At 41.8% G+C, this 17135-nt stretch carries 18 protein-coding genes and 2 pseudogenes; 15 read left to right on the top strand and 5 right to left on the bottom strand.

What is annotated here, in order from left to right:
• The first annotated feature begins 2 nt into the window (after nt 1–2).
• The 5 genes and pseudogenes from FFV08_06135 (at nt 3) to mutY (ending at nt 4586) form a co-directional block, all read left to right on the top strand.
• Nucleotides 3–674: a GTP pyrophosphokinase family protein gene (locus FFV08_06135; GenBank protein QLB52240.1), complete on the top strand. Its 672-nt coding sequence runs from the start codon at nt 3–5 to the stop codon at nt 672–674.
• A complete protein-coding gene (locus FFV08_06140) occupies nt 628–1476 on the top strand; it encodes an NAD kinase (GenBank protein ID QLB52241.1) in 849 nt (282 codons plus the stop codon). Before FFV08_06135 ends, FFV08_06140 begins: the two co-directional genes overlap by 47 nt.
• Entirely contained in the window at nt 1473–2363 is an 891-nt protein-coding gene (locus tag FFV08_06145) for an RluA family pseudouridine synthase (protein QLB52242.1), read from the top strand. Before FFV08_06140 ends, FFV08_06145 begins: the two co-directional genes overlap by 4 nt.
• Before the next feature lie 20 nt (nt 2364–2383).
• Nucleotides 2384–3361: a phosphate acetyltransferase gene (pta, locus tag FFV08_06150; protein QLB52243.1), complete on the top strand. Its 978-nt coding sequence runs from the start codon at nt 2384–2386 to the stop codon at nt 3359–3361.
• A gap of 65 nt (nt 3362–3426) precedes the next feature.
• Nucleotides 3427–4586: pseudogene (mutY, locus tag FFV08_06155) on the top strand (A/G-specific adenine glycosylase).
• A 48-nt stretch (nt 4587–4634) separates the two neighbouring features.
• Here mutY and FFV08_06160 read toward each other — a convergent pair.
• From FFV08_06160 to FFV08_06180, 5 genes are all read right to left on the bottom strand, one after another.
• Nucleotides 4635–4982, bottom strand: coding sequence for a thioredoxin (locus tag FFV08_06160; protein QLB52244.1), 348 nt, complete (start codon nt 4980–4982; stop codon nt 4635–4637).
• Between the two features lie 124 nt (nt 4983–5106).
• Nucleotides 5107–6825, bottom strand: a complete 1719-nt coding sequence (locus FFV08_06165; protein ID QLB52245.1) for a phospho-sugar mutase — start codon at nt 6823–6825, stop codon at nt 5107–5109.
• Between the two features lie 237 nt (nt 6826–7062).
• Nucleotides 7063–7626 (bottom strand): ECF transporter S component, encoded by a 564-nt coding sequence (locus FFV08_06170; GenBank protein ID QLB52246.1) that lies wholly within the window; start codon nt 7624–7626, stop codon nt 7063–7065.
• Nucleotides 7610–8161, bottom strand: a complete 552-nt coding sequence (gene coaC / locus FFV08_06175) for a phosphopantothenoylcysteine decarboxylase (GenBank protein QLB53278.1) — start codon at nt 8159–8161, stop codon at nt 7610–7612. Before coaC ends, FFV08_06170 begins: the two co-directional genes overlap by 17 nt.
• Nucleotides 8162–8172: 11 nt before the next feature.
• The gene (locus FFV08_06180) at nt 8173–8856 is read right to left on the bottom strand and encodes a phosphopantothenate--cysteine ligase (GenBank protein ID QLB52247.1); all 684 of its coding nucleotides are present in this window, start codon (nt 8854–8856) and stop codon (nt 8173–8175) included.
• 212 nt (nt 8857–9068) lie between these two features.
• Between FFV08_06180 and FFV08_06185 the strand changes: the two genes are divergently transcribed.
• The 10 genes and pseudogenes from FFV08_06185 (at nt 9069) to FFV08_06230 (ending at nt 17049) form a co-directional block, all read left to right on the top strand.
• Nucleotides 9069–10739: a formate--tetrahydrofolate ligase gene (locus tag FFV08_06185; protein QLB52248.1), complete on the top strand. Its 1671-nt coding sequence runs from the start codon at nt 9069–9071 to the stop codon at nt 10737–10739.
• Nucleotides 10740–10793: 54 nt separating this feature from the next.
• Nucleotides 10794–11351: an N-acetyltransferase family protein gene (locus tag FFV08_06190; protein ID QLB53279.1), complete on the top strand. Its 558-nt coding sequence runs from the start codon at nt 10794–10796 to the stop codon at nt 11349–11351.
• Nucleotides 11348–11958, top strand: a pseudogene (locus FFV08_06195) (DUF5052 family protein). The gene FFV08_06190 and the pseudogene FFV08_06195 overlap by 4 nt, the downstream one beginning before the upstream one ends.
• Before the next feature lie 3 nt (nt 11959–11961).
• Nucleotides 11962–12615, top strand: a complete 654-nt coding sequence (locus FFV08_06200) for a DNA alkylation repair protein (GenBank protein QLB52249.1) — start codon at nt 11962–11964, stop codon at nt 12613–12615.
• Entirely contained in the window at nt 12612–13136 is a 525-nt protein-coding gene (locus FFV08_06205) for a GNAT family N-acetyltransferase (protein ID QLB52250.1), read from the top strand. Before FFV08_06200 ends, FFV08_06205 begins: the two co-directional genes overlap by 4 nt.
• A gap of 192 nt (nt 13137–13328) precedes the next feature.
• Nucleotides 13329–13538, top strand: a complete 210-nt coding sequence (locus FFV08_06210; protein ID QLB53280.1) for a hypothetical protein — start codon at nt 13329–13331, stop codon at nt 13536–13538.
• A gap of 125 nt (nt 13539–13663) precedes the next feature.
• Entirely contained in the window at nt 13664–14740 is a 1077-nt protein-coding gene (locus FFV08_06215) for an aspartate-semialdehyde dehydrogenase (protein ID QLB52251.1), read from the top strand.
• 82 nt (nt 14741–14822) lie between these two features.
• Nucleotides 14823–15758, top strand: a complete 936-nt coding sequence (dapA, locus tag FFV08_06220; GenBank protein ID QLB52252.1) for a 4-hydroxy-tetrahydrodipicolinate synthase — start codon at nt 14823–14825, stop codon at nt 15756–15758.
• Nucleotides 15759–15817: 59 nt separating this feature from the next.
• On the top strand, nt 15818–16417 hold the full coding sequence (locus FFV08_06225; protein ID QLB52253.1) for a hypothetical protein: 600 nt from the start codon (nt 15818–15820) through the stop codon (nt 16415–16417).
• Nucleotides 16418–16710: 293 nt separating this feature from the next.
• On the top strand, nt 16711–17049 hold the full coding sequence (locus FFV08_06230; GenBank protein ID QLB52254.1) for a hypothetical protein: 339 nt from the start codon (nt 16711–16713) through the stop codon (nt 17047–17049).
• The last annotated feature ends 86 nt before the right edge of the window (nt 17050–17135 follow it).

Consider the following 17135-nt stretch of genomic DNA (forward strand, 5'->3'; position numbering starts at 1 on the left):
GTATGACAATAGAATGGGAAGATTTTCTAGACCCCTATATTCAAGCGGTTGGAGAGCTGAAAATTAAGCTTCGTGGGGTGCGAAAGCAATACCGCAAGCAGCAGCGTCATTCCCCGATTGAGTTTGTGACCGGGCGTGTCAAACCGATTGAGAGCATTAAAGAAAAGATGATTCTGCGAGGCATTCGTGAGGAAAATATCAAGCAGGAGATGCAGGATATCGCTGGCTTACGGATCATGGTCCAGTTTGTTGATGATGTGGATGAAGTTTTAGAAGTCCTGCGAAACCGGACCGATATGCGTATTGTCCAGGAACGGGATTACATCAAAAACAAAAAAGCCAGTGGCTATCGGAGCTACCATGTGATTATAGAGTATCCAGTTGATACGATTAATGGTCATAGGCTTATTCTGGCTGAAATTCAGATTCGCACCCTTTCGATGAATTTTTGGGCAACGATCGAGCATTCTTTGAATTATAAGTATAAAGGAGAATTTCCCGAGGAAATCAAATGTCGCCTGGAAATCACAGCTAACCTAGCCTATCAGCTGGATGAGGAGATGGGTGCTATCCGTGACGCTATCCAGGAGGCGCAGGCCCTCTTTGACCCTCTTCACCGCAAGTTAAATGACGGTGTGGGAAATAGTGATGATACAGATGAAGAATACAGATAAAAAAATAGCGATTATCCGCAATCGGAAAAGACAGAGCGAACAAGTTTATCAGGATTTGAAGCAAAAGCTGAAACAGAACGGCTTTATTTTAACCCCTAAGAATCCCGACATCGTGATTTCGGTGGGTGGTGACGGCATGTTGCTATCGGCTTTTCATATGTATGAAGAACAGCTGGATCGGGTTCGCTTTGTTGGTGTGCATACAGGCCATCTCGGCTTCTATACGGACTACCGTGATTTTGAACTAGATAAGTTGGTAGAAAATCTCAAATTAGACTCTGGTGCTCAGGTTTCCTATCCAATTTTAAATGTCAAAATTACTTTTGAAAATGGTGATACACGCATCATTCGTGCTTTGAACGAAGCAACAATCAAGCGCTCTGATCGGACTATGGTAGCCGATGTCATTATCAATCGGGTTCATTTCGAGCGTTTCCGAGGAGATGGGATTTCTGTTTCAACTCCGACGGGCAGTACAGCCTATAATAAATCTCTGGGTGGAGCGGTATTGCATCCGACGATTGAAGCCTTGCAAGTGACAGAAATTGCCAGTCTCAACAATCGGGTTTATCGGACGTTGGGTTCGTCTGTCATTGTTCCAAAAAAAGACAAGATTGAGTTAGTGCCGACCCGCAGTGACTATCACACTATCGCAGTTGATAATCAGACTTTCTCTTTCAAAAATATTGTCCGTATTGAGTATCAGATTGACAATCATAAGATACATTTTGTGGCTTCACCAAGCCATACCAGCTTTTGGAATCGTGTCAGAGACTCCTTTATTGGAGAGTGCAAGGAATGAGGTTTGAGTTTATTGCCGACCAACATGTCAAGGTGAAGACTTTTTTGAAGCGGCATGAAATTTCCAAAGGCCTCTTGGCTAAAATAAAATTTTCCGGCGGAAATATTCTCGTCAACCATCAGCCTCAGAACGCTATTTATCTCTTGGATATTGGCGATAAGGTGACGATTGACATCCCGTCTGAAAAAGGATTTGAGAGTCTGAAGGCTGTTGATGAGGACTTGTCAGTCATTTACGAAGATGAACATTTCTTGGTTTTGGATAAGCCGGCGGGGGTAGCCAGTATACCTAGTGTTAATCATTCCAATACCATGGCTAATTTCGTCAAGGCTTACTATATTCGTCAGGGCTATGAAAACCAGCAGGTGCATATCGTGACGCGTCTGGATAAGGATACAAGTGGGCTCATGCTCTTTGCCAAGCATGGCTATGCTCATGCCAGATTGGACAAGCAGCTGCAGAAGAAGCTGATAGAAAAGCGCTATTACGCTCTGGTTAGGGGTAGTGGTCTCCTGGAAGAACAAGGCGAGATTATTGCTCCGATAGGGCGCAACCCTGAGAGTATCATTACGAGACGCGTGACAGACGATGGCAAGTACGCCCATACCAGTTACAAGGTCATAGAGCGATTTGGAGATGTCTATCTGGTGGATATCCATCTTCATACTGGGCGGACTCATCAAATCCGCGTTCACTTTTCACACATTGGCTTTCCGCTTTTGGGTGACGACCTTTATGGAGGGAGTTTGGAGCACGGAATAGAGCGTCAGGCTTTGCACTGTCATTCTTTGAAATTTTATAATCCTTTTAGCGGACAGGAAGTTGATTGTGCCAGTCCTTTGCCGGAAGATTTTAAACAAGTTATCGAGAAATTAAAAGTTAAATAGATAAAGGAGTGTTAAGAACAATGAAAATTTTTGACTCAATTCGTGAAGCCTTGAAGGATAAGGAAGTAAAGATTGTCTTGCCAGAGGGTGAAGAACCACGTATTCTGCAGGCGACTAAACTATTGGTGAAAGAAACCAGTATTACACCAGTTCTTTTGGGTAATCCTGATAAAATTCGCATTTATCTAGAAATTGAAGGCATAAAAGAAGGGTATCAGGTTATCGATCCTTCAAACTGTTCTTGCTTTGAGGAAATGGTAGAAGCTTTCGTTGAGCGTCGCAAAGGTAAAATCACAGCAGATGAAGCACGCCAGTTGCTCAAGGAAGACGTCAACTACTTTGGTGTCATGTTGGTTTACCTTGGTAAGGTTCAAGGGATGGTTTCAGGAGCGATTCACTCCACTGCAGCAACTGTTCGGCCGGCTCTACAAATTATCAAGACTCTGCCTTGGGTGTCTCGTACTTCAGGAGCCTTCCTTATGGTGCGTGATGACGAACGCTACATTTTCAGTGACTGTGCCATCAATATCGATCCAGATGCCAATATCTTGGCAGAGATTGCTGTTAACTCAGCCCTAACAGCGCAGATTTTCGGTATCGATCCTAAAGTTGCTATGCTCAGCTATTCGACCAAGGGCTCTGGTTTCGGAGAGAAGGTTGATAAGGTAGTAGAGGCAACTAAGCTAGCTCGGGAAATGCGTCCAGACTTGGTTATTGATGGTGAATTGCAGTTTGATGCAGCTTTTGTTCCTGCAACAGCAGAGCTGAAAGCACCTGGCAGCCCGGTGGCCGGTCAAGCAACTGTCTTTGTCTTCCCAAGTATTGAAGCTGGTAATATCAGCTACAAGATGGCAGAGCGTTTGGGTGGCTTTTCAGCAGTAGGACCTATCCTGCAGGGACTTAACCGCCCAGTTAATGACCTTTCCCGAGGATGTAATGCAGATGATGTTTATAAGCTGACTTTGATTACAGCCAGTCAGGCTGTCGGCCGTTATTAAACGATAGGAAACAATTGGAGGGTGTGAGCTCTCCTATTTTTCTTGCCTTATGCTATACTAGATTTATGTTAGATTTGAAAGAATACGGAATTGAGATGTGGGAGGCAGATAAAGTTGCCTCTTTTCGCGAGAAATTATTGACTTGGTATGATGAAAACAAACGTGACCTGCCTTGGCGCAGAACAAATAATCCTTATCATATCTGGACTTCTGAGATTATGCTGCAGCAGACTCGGGTGGATACAGTGATTCCTTACTATGAACGTTTTCTTGACTGGTTCCCCAGTGTAGCTGACTTAGCGCAGGCGCCAGAAGATAGACTCCTCAAGGCTTGGGAAGGTTTGGGCTATTATTCGCGTGTGAGAAATATGCAAAAAGCAGCCCAGCAGATAATGACGGATTTCGCTGGAAAATTTCCTGATAACTATGAAGGAATTGCTAGCCTTAAAGGAATTGGGCCTTATACGGCTGGTGCCATTGCTAGTATTGCCTTTGGTCTAGCTGAGCCTGCGGTGGATGGAAATGTCATGCGGGTCCTGAGTCGCTTGTTTGAAGTTGATTTAGATATTGGCCAACCTAGCAATCGAAAGGTCTTTCAGGCTATGATGGAGATTCTGATTGATCCAGACAGACCCGGAGATTTCAATCAGGCGCTGATGGATCTGGGGTCAGATATCGAGGCTCCTGTTAATCCTCATCCAGAAGACAGTCCTGTAAAAGAGTTCAGCGCAGCCTATTTGCACGGAACAATGGATAAATATCCAATCAAAGCACCTAAAAAGAAGCCAGTTCCGGTCTATCTGCAAGGCTTGATTATCGAAAACGAACAGGGACAGTTCTTACTTGAAAAGAATGAGGCTGCTGGCTTGTTATCAGGTTTTTGGCATTTTCCCTTGATTGAAATCGAGGAGTTTCAAGCAGAGAATCAGATATCTCTGTTTGAGGTGGCTGAAAATCAGCCAAGTCTGGACTTGTCTCCTCAAGAAAGCTTTGAGCAGGATTATGATTTGATTGTTGATTGGCAGCAGCAGTCTTTTCCAAAGGTGCAACATATTTTCAGCCATCGTAAGTGGCATATCCAGCTGGCTTATGGCCGAGTTAAAGATAGCCAGCACGCAGCTGAGGGAGAGGTCTTGTGGCTTCATCCGAGAGATTTTGGTAATTACCCTTTGCCAAACCCCAGCAAAAGATGTGGGAGGCTTTTCAGGAAGTTAAAAACAAGTAAAAAAATCTGAGACTCTTTTTGTCTCAGATTTTTGAATTGAATCACTTTTTATAAGTTGGCAAAAGTTTTAATCTCATCTGCAGTCATAGAAGAATCACAACGAACAGATACTTGGCCGTCTTGAACATGAACAAAACCAGGAACCGTCGGAATGCTGTATTCAGAGCGGAAGGCTTGCAGTTTCTCTAATTCGCTGGCTTCTTCGCTATTGATAAAGAAAATATGTGCCTTGGTATCAGTGATAACGCCAGCAAGAGTAGCAGCGAATTTACGGCAGTAAGGGCAAGTTTTGCGACCTAAGAAGAAAGTTGCTGTCTCTTTGTCGGCAATTGCTTGACGAGCACGGTCAACAGTTGTGACTTCAAGGTCTTTAATATTTTGAGCAAATTGTTCCATAAATAATCCTCATTTCTTTTGATAAAACTAGTATGCCATAAAAATCAGAAAAATGCTTGATTTGGAAACGAAAAACCAGAGAATATAAAATCCATCCTCTGGTTGATTGGTTGATAGTGTTATTTTACTTGATAAAGGCATTAATCTCTGCTTCAATAGCAGCAATTTTTGCTTGAGCGTCTTCGTTGCTATCACCGACAACGGCAATGTAGAACTTGATTTTTGGTTCTGTTCCGGATGGACGGACAGCAATCCATGAACCATCAGCTAAGGTGTATTTCAGCACATCACTTGGAGGAGTCGTCAGAGCTGTAACAGTACCGTCTGCGGCAGTAGAAGTCTGCGCCTTAAAGTCTTCAGTAACAGAAATAGCAGTAGCGTTGAAATCTTTTGGACCATTATCACGGAACTTAGCCATGATAGCCTTGATTTGCTCAGCTCCATCAACACCAGACAAGGTCACAGAGATAGTCTTTTCAGCAAAGTAACCATACTCTTTGTAGATTTCTTCAATACCGTCAGCCAGAGTCAAGCCACGTGAACGGTAGTAGGCAGCAAGCTCAGCTACAACCAAAACGGCTTGGATAGCGTCTTTATCACGTACAAACGGTTTAATCAGATAGCCGAAGCTTTCTTCAAATCCCATCATGTAGGTGTGGTTGTGCTTTTCTTCGAATTCTTGAATCTTTTCAGCGATAAATTTGAAACCAGTCAAGACATTGAACATGGTTGCCCCATAACTTTCAGCAATCTTAGTCACCAAGTCAGTAGAAACGATAGACTTGCAGAGAGCTGCGTTAGCTGGCAGAGTTCCAGCACTCTTATGAGCTTCTAAGATGTACTTAGCCATGATAGCTCCGATTTGGTTACCTGAAAGGTTTAGGTAGCTTCCGTCTTTTTGCAGAACTTCTACACCGACACGGTCAGCATCTGGGTCAGTTGCGACCAAGACATCTGCACCAACTTTACGACCTAATTCCTCAGCCAAGGCAAAGGCTGCTTGGCTTTCAGGGTTTGGAGACTTGACAGTAGAGAAGTCTGGATCAGCTACAGCTTGTGCTTCGACAACTTCAACAGAATCAAATCCAGCTTGAGCCAAAGCACGACGAGCCAACATTTCACCAGTACCATGCAGTGGAGTATAGACAATCTTCATGTCCTTGCCGTATTCATCAATCAGTTTTTGGTTGATATTGACATCTTTAACTTCCTTGAGGTATTCAGCATCAATAGCATCGCCAATCACTTCAATCAAGCCAGAAGCTTTTTCAGCTTCAACATCAGCGACCTCGATAGCAAAAGAATTTTCAATCGCACGGATGTAGTCTGTCAATGCATCTGCATCATGCGGAGGCATTTGTCCGCCGTCTTCACCATATACCTTGTAGCCGTTAAATGGAGCAGGGTTGTGGCTGGCTGTAATCATAATACCAGCAAAAGTTCCTAAATGACGTACCGCAAATGAAAGTTCCGGAGTTGGGCGCAGACTTTCAAAGACATAGGACTTGATGCCGTGTTTAGCTAACACAGCAGCAGATTCAAAGGCAAATTCTGGTGAGAAATGACGGGAGTCGTAAGCAATCGCAACACCGCGTTTTTTGAACTCATCACCTTTTTCTTCAATCAAGCGAGCCAAACCTTCGGTTGCCTGACGTACAACATAAATATTAATACGGTTGGTACCAGCGCCAATCAAACCACGCATACCAGCAGTACCAAACTCAAGATTGGTGTAAAAGGCATCTTCCTTAGTTTTTTCGTCCATACTATTCAAGTCTTCACGAAGATAGTCAGGAAGTTCAGCATAATCAAGCCATTTTTTGAAGTTATCTTGATAAGTCATAGGTGGAGTCTCCTTTATTTTTGAAATGAAGAGATGGAAATTTTAGTAAAAAATCCTGCTCTTAAATTTTCTTAATCGCTTACATTGTAGCATATTTTCATTAATTTTGAAAGAGGTTACCTAGAAAATGATGAAATACTTTTCAAGCTATCGTTTCAAGGCTTTCAGAATATTAGATCTGAATTGCAGTATAAAAAAAGACCAAAGCAAGGCTTGGTCCAGAAAACTAAATCATCATCATTTTTGGGCTTTTTCAAGCGCAGGAATGATAGTTGCTGTCAAAATCGCAGAAATGATTAACTCGGCAATGGAATTTGCTGATAGAATCACAGCCAGAAGTGCTTTAATATCTCCTTGATATACATTTGCAAAGAGAAAGAAGATGCCGCCCAAGACGAAGATGGTATTGGTAGCAGAACCAACGGAACCTGCTAGAATCAAGCCAGCCTTATTTTTCATTGCTTTATATACGAAATAAGGAGTAATACCAATGAGAATGCGAGGCACCATAGCAACAAGAAGCGAAGAAAGGCTTCCATTTGGCACAAAAGGGCTAAAGAGATAACTGGTTGGTAGCAGCACTAAGGTATTGGTGACAACGCTGATACATCCCATAAGGCCACCTAGAACAGCTCCGACTTTAGGGCCATAGAGGATACTGGCGATAATCACTGGAATGTGAATAATCGTAGGTTTAATCGGTACTGGAAGTAAGTTGAAAATGACTGAGCTGAGAAGGTGCAGTACCAACATAATGGCAAAGAAAATAGCAATTTGAGCAATTTTAGACTGTTTTTTCATAAATAAGTTCCTTTACTGTATCAATAATTGTATCAATCTCAGCTAGAGCACCTGTCCCCTGATCGCCACAGGCTAGAACAGCTTCGCGTGGCTGGATAATCTTCCATCCAAAACGCTGCAGATGCTCCAAATTGTGCTGGGTTAGTGGATTTTCAAACATCTTAGTGTTCATAGCTGGAGCTAAAACTTTCTTGGTATGAGGCGGCAGAGCCAGGGCAGTAGCTGTCACCATATTATCAGCTAAACCGTTGGCTAATTTAGCGATGGTATTTGCTGTAGCTGGCGCCAACAAAAAGAGGTCAGACTCTTTAGCGATGTCAATGTGATTGACCTTGCTAGGGTCAGGTTCTTGCATAATATCAATTGCAACTGGTCTTTGCGACAAGACTTGCAGGGTCAGCGGTGTGATAAATTCTGTCGCTGCATCTGTCATGAGGACAGCAACTTCAAAGTTCTCTTTCTTCAGACGACTGGTGATGTCAGCAGCCTTGTAAGCTGATATGCTGCCGCTGACAGCTAAGGTAATCTGTGTCATCATTTACCTCCTTATGGACTATGGATATGCAGGTAGAGGAGCTGAGCAATTTCTTCTTTGGATTGAGCTTGGGTTACACTATCATTTCCGACAAGATAGGCTTTGTGCTCCTGATTAGAAATCTTTGTCAAATCATTGGCGACAATGATTTCTGCCTGATTTTTTATAAGACTGCCTCGTGCAGTCTTGAGTAACTCTTCATCAGAAACATCAACCAAGAGTTTGAAGCCGATCAAGCGAATGTCTGGATTCCATTTTTTTACCAGGCTGATGATTTTCGGTGTCTTTTTGAGAAAAAGAACTTGAACATCATCCTGAGAAGAAATCTTACTTTCTGAGTTAGTTTTATTCAGAAATTCAGTCATATTAGAGCTAGCAGCTACAGTTTCCAAACCAGTCATGTAGATGGGAGTATAATCAGAGACTGCCATTGCATGAATCAGTACATCATGTGTGTGAATGAGTGGCTCCAAGCTTTCAAGTAGTTCTGCAACATTTTCAATCTGGACAATGGTAAGATTGGGATGGGCTGCAGGGCGAACAGCCTTGAGAGTTGTCACCAGAGTCACCTGATCGCCCTTGTCTAGGAAAGTTTCAGCTATAATTTTCCCAAGCTGGCCTGTCGAATGATTGGTAATAGAGCGGACACGGTCGATTTTCTCGCTGGTCCCGCCAGAAGTAATCAATATGTTCATAGCACTATTTTACAAGAAAAAAGAAATTTAGTAAAATAATTCTAATTGCAGAGTGTCACAGCGGAAAAAATTCTCTGAAATCTCATTTTTTAGAGAATTTAAATTTCTTAACTTTCCTTTTTCCCGAACATTAAAATCTTTTTAGAGCTGAATCATGTAGATTTTGCTCTTTTTTGTTATAATCTTTATATTAATTGACAGAGGAGTTCTTGATGAAAACAGATATTGAAATTGCTCAAAGTGTTGAATTGCAGCCTATTGTTGATGTGGTGAAAAAGGTTGGTATTGACTATGACGACTTGGAACTATATGGTAAGTATAAGGCTAAGCTCAGCTTTGATAAAATTCGTGAGGTTGAAAAAAATCCTGTCGGCAAGCTGATTTTGGTAACGGCGATTAATCCGACACCTGCTGGAGAAGGCAAGTCTACCATTACCATTGGACTAGCTGATGCGCTCAACAAAATTGGCAAGAAAACTATGATTGCTATTCGCGAACCATCTCTGGGACCTGTGATGGGCATCAAAGGGGGAGCAGCTGGTGGCGGCCACGCGCAGGTTCTACCGATGGAAGATATCAACTTGCATTTTACTGGTGATATGCACGCCATCACGACTGCTAATAATGCCCTGTCAGCTCTTATCGATAATCATCTTCATCAGGGAAATGAGCTTGGAATCGATCAGCGCCGCATTATCTGGAAGCGGGTGGTTGACCTAAATGACCGAGCTCTTCGCCATGTGACCGTTGGCTTAGGAGGTCCTGTCAATGGTATTCCGCGCGAAGATGGTTTTGACATTACGGTTGCTTCTGAAATTATGGCGATTCTTTGCCTAGCTACGGATATTGAAGATTTGAAAAAGCGCTTAGCTAACATTGTTATCGGTTATCGCTATGACCGATCACCAGTCTATGTTCGTGACCTTGAGGTAGAAGGAGCCTTGGCTTTAGTCTTGAAAGATGCGATTAAGCCAAATCTAGTTCAGACTATTTACGGAACACCAGCCTTTGTCCATGGCGGACCGTTTGCCAATATCGCCCATGGATGTAACTCTGTTTTAGCGACTAGCACAGCGCTGCGCTTGGCTGATTATACAGTGACTGAAGCAGGATTTGGTGCAGATCTTGGTGCTGAAAAATTCTTAGATATTAAAACACCAAACTTACCAACTTCTCCAGATGTAGTAGTGATTGTTGCGACCTTGCGCGCCCTCAAGATGAATGGTGGAGTAGCTAAGGATGCACTTACAGAAGAGAATGTTGAGGCGATCCGAGCTGGTTTTGCTAATCTCAAACGTCACGTTGAAAATATCCGTAAGTTCGGTATTCCAGCAGTAGTTGCCATCAATGAATTTGTTTCAGATACGGAGTCTGAAATTGCTACGCTTAAGGACCTTTGTGCAGAAATTAAGGTTCCAGTTGAGTTAGCTAGTGTCTGGGCTGATGGTGCTGAAGGTGGTGTAGCTTTGGCTGAGACTGTAAACAAAACCATTGATGAAGAACCTGCTCATTACACTCGCCTCTATGACAATGATTTATCTATTGAAAAAAAAATCGAGAAAATTGTCAGAGAAATCTATCGTGGTTCAAAAGTGACCTTTGAGAAAAAAGCGCAGACTCAGATTCGCGAAATTGTCAAAAACGGCTGGGACAAGCTGCCAATCTGCATGGCCAAAACACAGTATAGCTTTTCAGACAATCCTACTGCTCTTGGCGCGCCAGAAAACTTTGAAATCACCATTCGTGAATTGGTACCAAAACTTGGGGCAGGCTTTATCGTGGCTTTGACAGGAGATGTCATGACCATGCCAGGATTGCCAAAACGTCCTGCAGCGCTTAATATGGATGTGGCAACAGACGGCACAGCTATTGGCCTATTTTGATCTTGATTTAAAAGGCTCTTTACGAGTCTTTTTTTTGGTATAATAGTGGAAATACTGAGAATAGATTACGGAGTCAACATGAATATTAGATTGGCAAACCCATCAGACGCTGCAATCTTGCTTGCTATTTATGCGCCTTATGTAGAAAATACGGCCATCACTTTTGAATATGAAGTACCGACCATTGAGGATTTCACAAATAGGATTGAGAAAACATTGGAGAAATATCCTTACCTGGTAGCAGAAGAAGATGGTTTAATTTTAGGTTATGCCTATGCTTCGACTTATTATGCGCGTGCAGCCTATGATTGGGCGGTAGAATTATCAGTCTATGTCAGTCAAGATGCTCGAGGAAAAGGAGTTGGCAGTAAGCTTTATGATGAACTTGAAGACCTCTTAGAGCAGATGGGCTATATACATTTTCTAGCCTGTATTTCTCTGCCAAACGAAGTTAGCCTAGCTCTGCATCGAAAAAGAGGCTACCAGCAGGTTGCGCATTTCCCTAAAATTGGCTATAAATTCGAACGTTGGCATGATATTGTTTGGCTGCAAAAATCCTTAGAAAAGCATGCTGGATCCATCAAACCTTTAAAAGAAATGGAGTGGAAATGATGAAAAAGAAACATTTATTAATAACTCTTTTAAGCATTGCCCTTTTGACTTTGAGCGGCTGTCAGGTCGTTGAAAATTGGTTTAAAACGCCAAGGAGGAATGGATTGGTTTAGAGATGACAGTTCGGACCTATGATGAAAATTCCCAGCTCATTGACCAAATGTCGGGCAAGTCCCTATCCATCTCGCGTAACGAGGAGTTTGATTCAGTTGATGCGGAAGGAATTTCCAAGGAAGATTCATCTGTGCTAAAAATCACCTTGGGTAAGTATGAGATTGACCATGTGGGCTCTTCCTTAATTGCAGAAGAAAAAGGCTTGAAAGATGTCTTTGCTCAATATCAAAAGACTGCAGATGTTGAGGAGAATAGCCATTCTGTCCCTGTTTTAAATCGCATGATTTCAGCCTTTAAAAACGACTTTACCGGAAAGAAAAAGGTTATTCTGATTCGCTCTCAAAACGGCACACCGTTGGCTGCCTATGCTGGAGACCGTGTTTCTCTAGATAAATCCGATGCTCCCAAAACTTCTGAATTGCTAATTGATGGAAAGAGGCTAGTGATTTACCGCTGTGACTACACTATTTATGACCGCGAATTGCTGGAGTAGGATATGAATGTAGAAGAATTGGTAAAAGAACTAAAAGCAGTAGCTAAACCTGATGATGCAGTGGCTATGAAAGCCTATATGAAAAATAAATTTGAGTTTCTAGGAGTCAAGACTCCAGCCAGGCGGAAACTCGCAAAGACTTTTTTTAAACAACAGACAGACTCCGTTATTGACTGGAATTTTATAAATGAAGCTTGGAATAATCCATATCGAGAACTGCAGCACACTGCGCTAGATTATCTAGAAAGTCGCAAGAAGCTATTTACACCATCTGACTTGTCTCATTTGAAAAAGCTGGCTCAAACAAAATCTTGGTGGGATACTATTGACTTTTTGGATCGCTTGGTCGGATCAATCATTGCCCGATTTCCAGAAACCAAAGAGATTATTTTATCCTGGAGTTGTGATGAGGATATCTGGCTGCGGCGCTTGGCCATTGATCATCAGCTGCTGCGAAAAGAGGAAACAGACACAGAGCTGTTGGAGAAAATTTTAGTGAATAATCTAGGCCAAACAGAATTCTTTATTAACAAGGCCATCGGCTGGGCACTGAGAGATTATTCCAAAACCAATCCAGACTGGGTCAGAGATTTCATAGAACGGCATCAGACAAAAATGGCTGCGCTTAGTATTCGAGAAGGAAGTAAGTATTTATGAAACATGTTTATTTAAAATATCTGGAAGAGAAAGATTATTCGACTTGGCTGGAAGGATTTTCCAATAGACTGCTTTCTCAATCACCATTTGATGATGGGCTTTTAGATATGATAATTTGTACAGAAAGTTGGTTTGCGGATTTGGTGGCTAAGCACCGCGATTTCCGAGAGAAAGACCAACAGTATATTTGGGGAATTTACGATGCAAAAAGCGGAAAACATGTAGGAATGGTTAATTTATTTGTGCTAGCTAGAGACAATTTCCAATGGGCGGAAATAGGTTATACGATACATAATCAATTTTGGCGTCAGGGCTACGCCAGAGCAATGTTAGAAGAACTCAAGAAAGTCAGTCGTGAATTAGGATTTCATCGTTTAGAAGCACATGTTGATCTACAGAATATCCCTTCACAGAATTTGCTGGAGCAAGCTGATTTCTATCTTGAAGGAGTACGGAAACAATTCCAAAAAGAAGGTCAGGAATGGAAAGACAGACAAGTTTTTGTTTATATTTTAGATTAAATACCTTGACAAAACGGAAAAAGATAAGGTAAACTATATTTCGTGCGATGAGTCGATATGCAGATTTTCTGCAAATTGAAGCATGGGAGGTCATAACGCAGGAGCGGACCTTGATCAGTTGTGTGAACCTGCTGATCACACGAAAGTGCCCTTATCCCCAGTCTACGGATTGGGGATTTTCTATTGCTCTTGATGAAACAACTTTGCAGAAGGCAGTCGAGTTGTAGAGCAATGGATGCAGTTTTGTTCGTGAGAACAAAATCTGTAAACCTTGAAACTTCTCTTAGAGAGGCAAGACAGTTTTTCTCAGCCGAACTTAGAGACATTGATACTGAGACGGTTGGAGTCATGAGTGCTATTGCTCTTAATGAAAGAACTTCGCAGAAGGCAGTTGAGTTGTAGAGCAGTGTGTAAATGTAGTTTATCAAAATATCGCACTTATGTTCTTCAGAACCATTTGCATTTTTCCCTAAAAATAGTATAATACTAACAATACAAATTTTTTGAAAATTCAGAGAGGTTATCGCATGGGATATACAGTTGCTGTAGTAGGTGCCACTGGCGCCGTTGGATCTCAAATGATTAAAATGCTGGAAGAATCTAGCCTTCCAATTGATAAAATACGCTATCTGGCGTCAGCTCGTTCAGCTGGTAAAGTTCTCCAGTTCAAGGGACAAGATATTACTATCGAAGAGACGACTGAGACGGCTTTTGAAGGTGTAGATATTGCTCTCTTTTCAGCTGGTGGTTCTACCTCAGCAAAATTCGCTCCTTACGCAGTCAAAGCTGGAGCAGTAGTGGTCGATAACACCTCTTATTTCCGTCAAAATCCTGATGTTCCTCTAGTTGTTCCAGAAGTCAATGCCCATGCCTTAGATCAGCACAAAGGAATTATCGCTTGTCCTAACTGCTCGACAATTCAGATGATGGTGGCTTTAGAGCCTGTTCGTCAGCAATGGGGGCTGGAGCGCATCATTGTGTCTACCTATCAAGCAGTTTCTGGTGCAGGTATGGGAGCCATTCTTGAAACCCAAGCTCAATTGCGCTCTGTTCTCAATGATGGTGTAAATCCTAAGGACACGGAAGCCAATATCCTGCCATGTGGCGGCGATAAAAAACATTATCCTATTGCTTTTAATGCCTTACCTCAGATTGATGTCTTTACAGATAACGACTACACTTATGAAGAGATGAAGATGACCAAGGAAACCAAGAAAATCATGGAAGATGATTCTATTGCTGTTTCTGCGACATGTGTCCGCCTTCCTATCTTGTCTGCTCACTCAGAGTCTGTCTATATCGAGACTAAGGAAGTTGCACCTATTGACCAGGTAAAAGCAGCAATCGCAGCTTTCCCAGGAGCTGTTTTAGAAGATGATGTAGCTCATCAGGTTTATCCGCAGGCAATCAATGCGGTTGGTAAGAAAGAAACCTTTGTTGGCCGAATTCGTAAGGATCTTGATGCAGAAAAAGGAATCCACATGTGGGTTGTTTCAGACAATCTTCTTAAAGGAGCAGCTTGGAATTCTGTTCAAATCGCAGAGACATTGCATGAACGTGGTTTAGTTCGTCCGACAGCAGAAGTCGTTTTTGAATTAAAATAAAGTGACCAAGGAAACTTGACAGCACAGGGTTGAATAATCTTTCTTTCAACCCTCTTTTCGTATAATAAAGAGAGGTAAGTTTATGGCGTATGCGGATCTGAAAAAATGTAAAATTATCACAGCTTTTATTACACCTTTTCATGAAGATGGTTCCATCAATTTTGAAGCTATTCCAGACTTGATTGAGCACCTTTTGGCTCACCATACGGATGGGATTTTACTTGCTGGAACGACTGCTGAAAGTCCAACTCTGACCCACGATGAAGAATTGGAGCTTTTTGCGGCAGTTCAAAAGGTTGTCAAGGGGCGTGTTCCTTTGATAGCCGGTGTCGGTACCAATGAAACGCGCGATTCTATCGAATTCGTCAAAGAAGTAGATGAATTTGGTGGTTTTGCAGCTGGTTTGGCCATTGTTCCCTATTATAATAAACCTTCTCAGGAAGGGATGTATCAGCACTTTAAAGCCATTGCGGATGCTTCAAACCTGCCCATTATTATCTACAATATCCCTGGTCGGGTAGTAGTTGAGATGACACCTGAGACTATGCTGAGGTTAGCAGCACATCCAAACATTATCGGCGTTAAAGAATGTACCAGTCTGGCGAATATGGCCTATCTGATTGAGCATCGTCCAGAGGAGTTTCTGATTTACACTGGTGAGGATGGCGATGCCTTTCATGCTATGAATCTGGGGGCTGATGGAGTTATTTCAGTTGCTTCTCACACAAACGGTGATGAAATGTTTGAAATGCTGGATGCTATTGAACACAATGACATCAAAAAAGCAGCAGCTATCCAACGGAAATTCATCCCTAAAGTCAATGCCCTTTTCTCTTACCCAAGCCCTGCCCCCGTCAAGGCAGTACTCAATTATTTGGGCTTTGCAGCTGGGCCAACCCGCCTACCGCTTGTGCCGGCTCCCGAAGAAGATGCTAAACGCATTATCAAGGTCGTGGTTGATGGCGACTACCAAGCAACCAAAGAGACGGTTAAAGGTGTATTGAGACCGGATTATTGATTGATGCAGCAGTCTTAGGAATGCCATAGATAAAAATAATTAAGAAAGAATTGAATATTGTGACAGAAAAACATAGTGAACAAATTGAGGAGTATAAAGCTAAGCATAGACTGGAAAAACTTGAAGGTAAAAAAGTTTATGATAAGCCGGTTATTCGGACCGGTGATAAGGCAGGATGCTATGGTTCAGCATTCATTTTGCTTGGATTTGTTTTAGGAGTTATTTATTTACTTCTTATACTTATAACTGATTGGGATCTGAAACTTTTCTCTTTCATCTGGGAAACACTTGTTGCGTTAGGGATTGTTTTCAGTCTTTTTGGAGCTTTTAAAATCGGTCAGTTGGAGTTGCACAGTTTGTCAATGGTAGCTGACAAAGAGAAAAATTTTGAAATCGATAAAGCTTTCAATCTTTATAACATTATTCACAAACCAACAAAGAAAATTCTACTTCAATATGATAGTGAGGATGATAGTTTAATTTCTCTAAACGCTGGAGGAGAGTTATTAGTTGAGCTCTTAAAGAGAGTTGAAGAAGAGAAATTGTCATTTAAGCCTATTAACAAAACATTGAGTTTAGAAGAAGTATCTGAAAATCATTGGAAAATGCACTATCGTTACAAAAGACAAGACATAACATTAGAGAAATCCGATACATGATGTTTAGCTTGCCAAGTTAGTCGTATTGATTTAAACTGAATAGTGAATTCAGTATCTGATAGTTTATGAAAACCATATAAAAGGATTGCCCGGAGCAGTCCTTTTATATAATCTTTTAAGACTAAAGAAAAAAGAAAGCTTCCTTTGAAAAATATTGGAAAAAATTATATAATGTAAAAGTATGGTCTAGCTTTGGAATTTCTTTTTTAGCAGACTATAGATAACTAGATTGGCAGCAGTCATGTTAGAGACATGCATTAGTTTAGAAATATATAATATAAAAGGAGTTTTTTATGCAAGTTATTAAACGGAGCGGTGAGGTCGTAGATTTTGACCCAGATAAAATCTATCAAGCAGTTCTAAAGGCAGCTCAGACTGTCTATGTGTTGACAGATGATTTGCGTCAGAATTTAGCGCAGGTTACAAAGAAAGTTGTTCTTGATTTGGAAGAAGCTAAGGTTGAACGTGCGACGATCAGCATGATTCAGTCCATGGTTGAAAGCCGCCTCTTGGGTGCAGGTTATATTACCATTGCCGAGCATTATATTTCCTATCGCTTGCAGCGCGATTTAGAGCGCAATGGCTATGGAGATCATATCGCTGTACATCTGCATTTTGAGCAAGTGAGATAAAGTTAAAAAGCCTGCTAGGGCTTTTTTTGCTCTTGAGGTAGAGAGCGCCGCTTTAGCATTCACCGCTTAAATTCTAGAAATATGTT

This window comes from Streptococcus sanguinis, from assembly GCA_013378335.1.
In the GTDB taxonomy this organism is placed as follows: domain Bacteria; phylum Bacillota; class Bacilli; order Lactobacillales; family Streptococcaceae; genus Streptococcus; species Streptococcus sanguinis_I.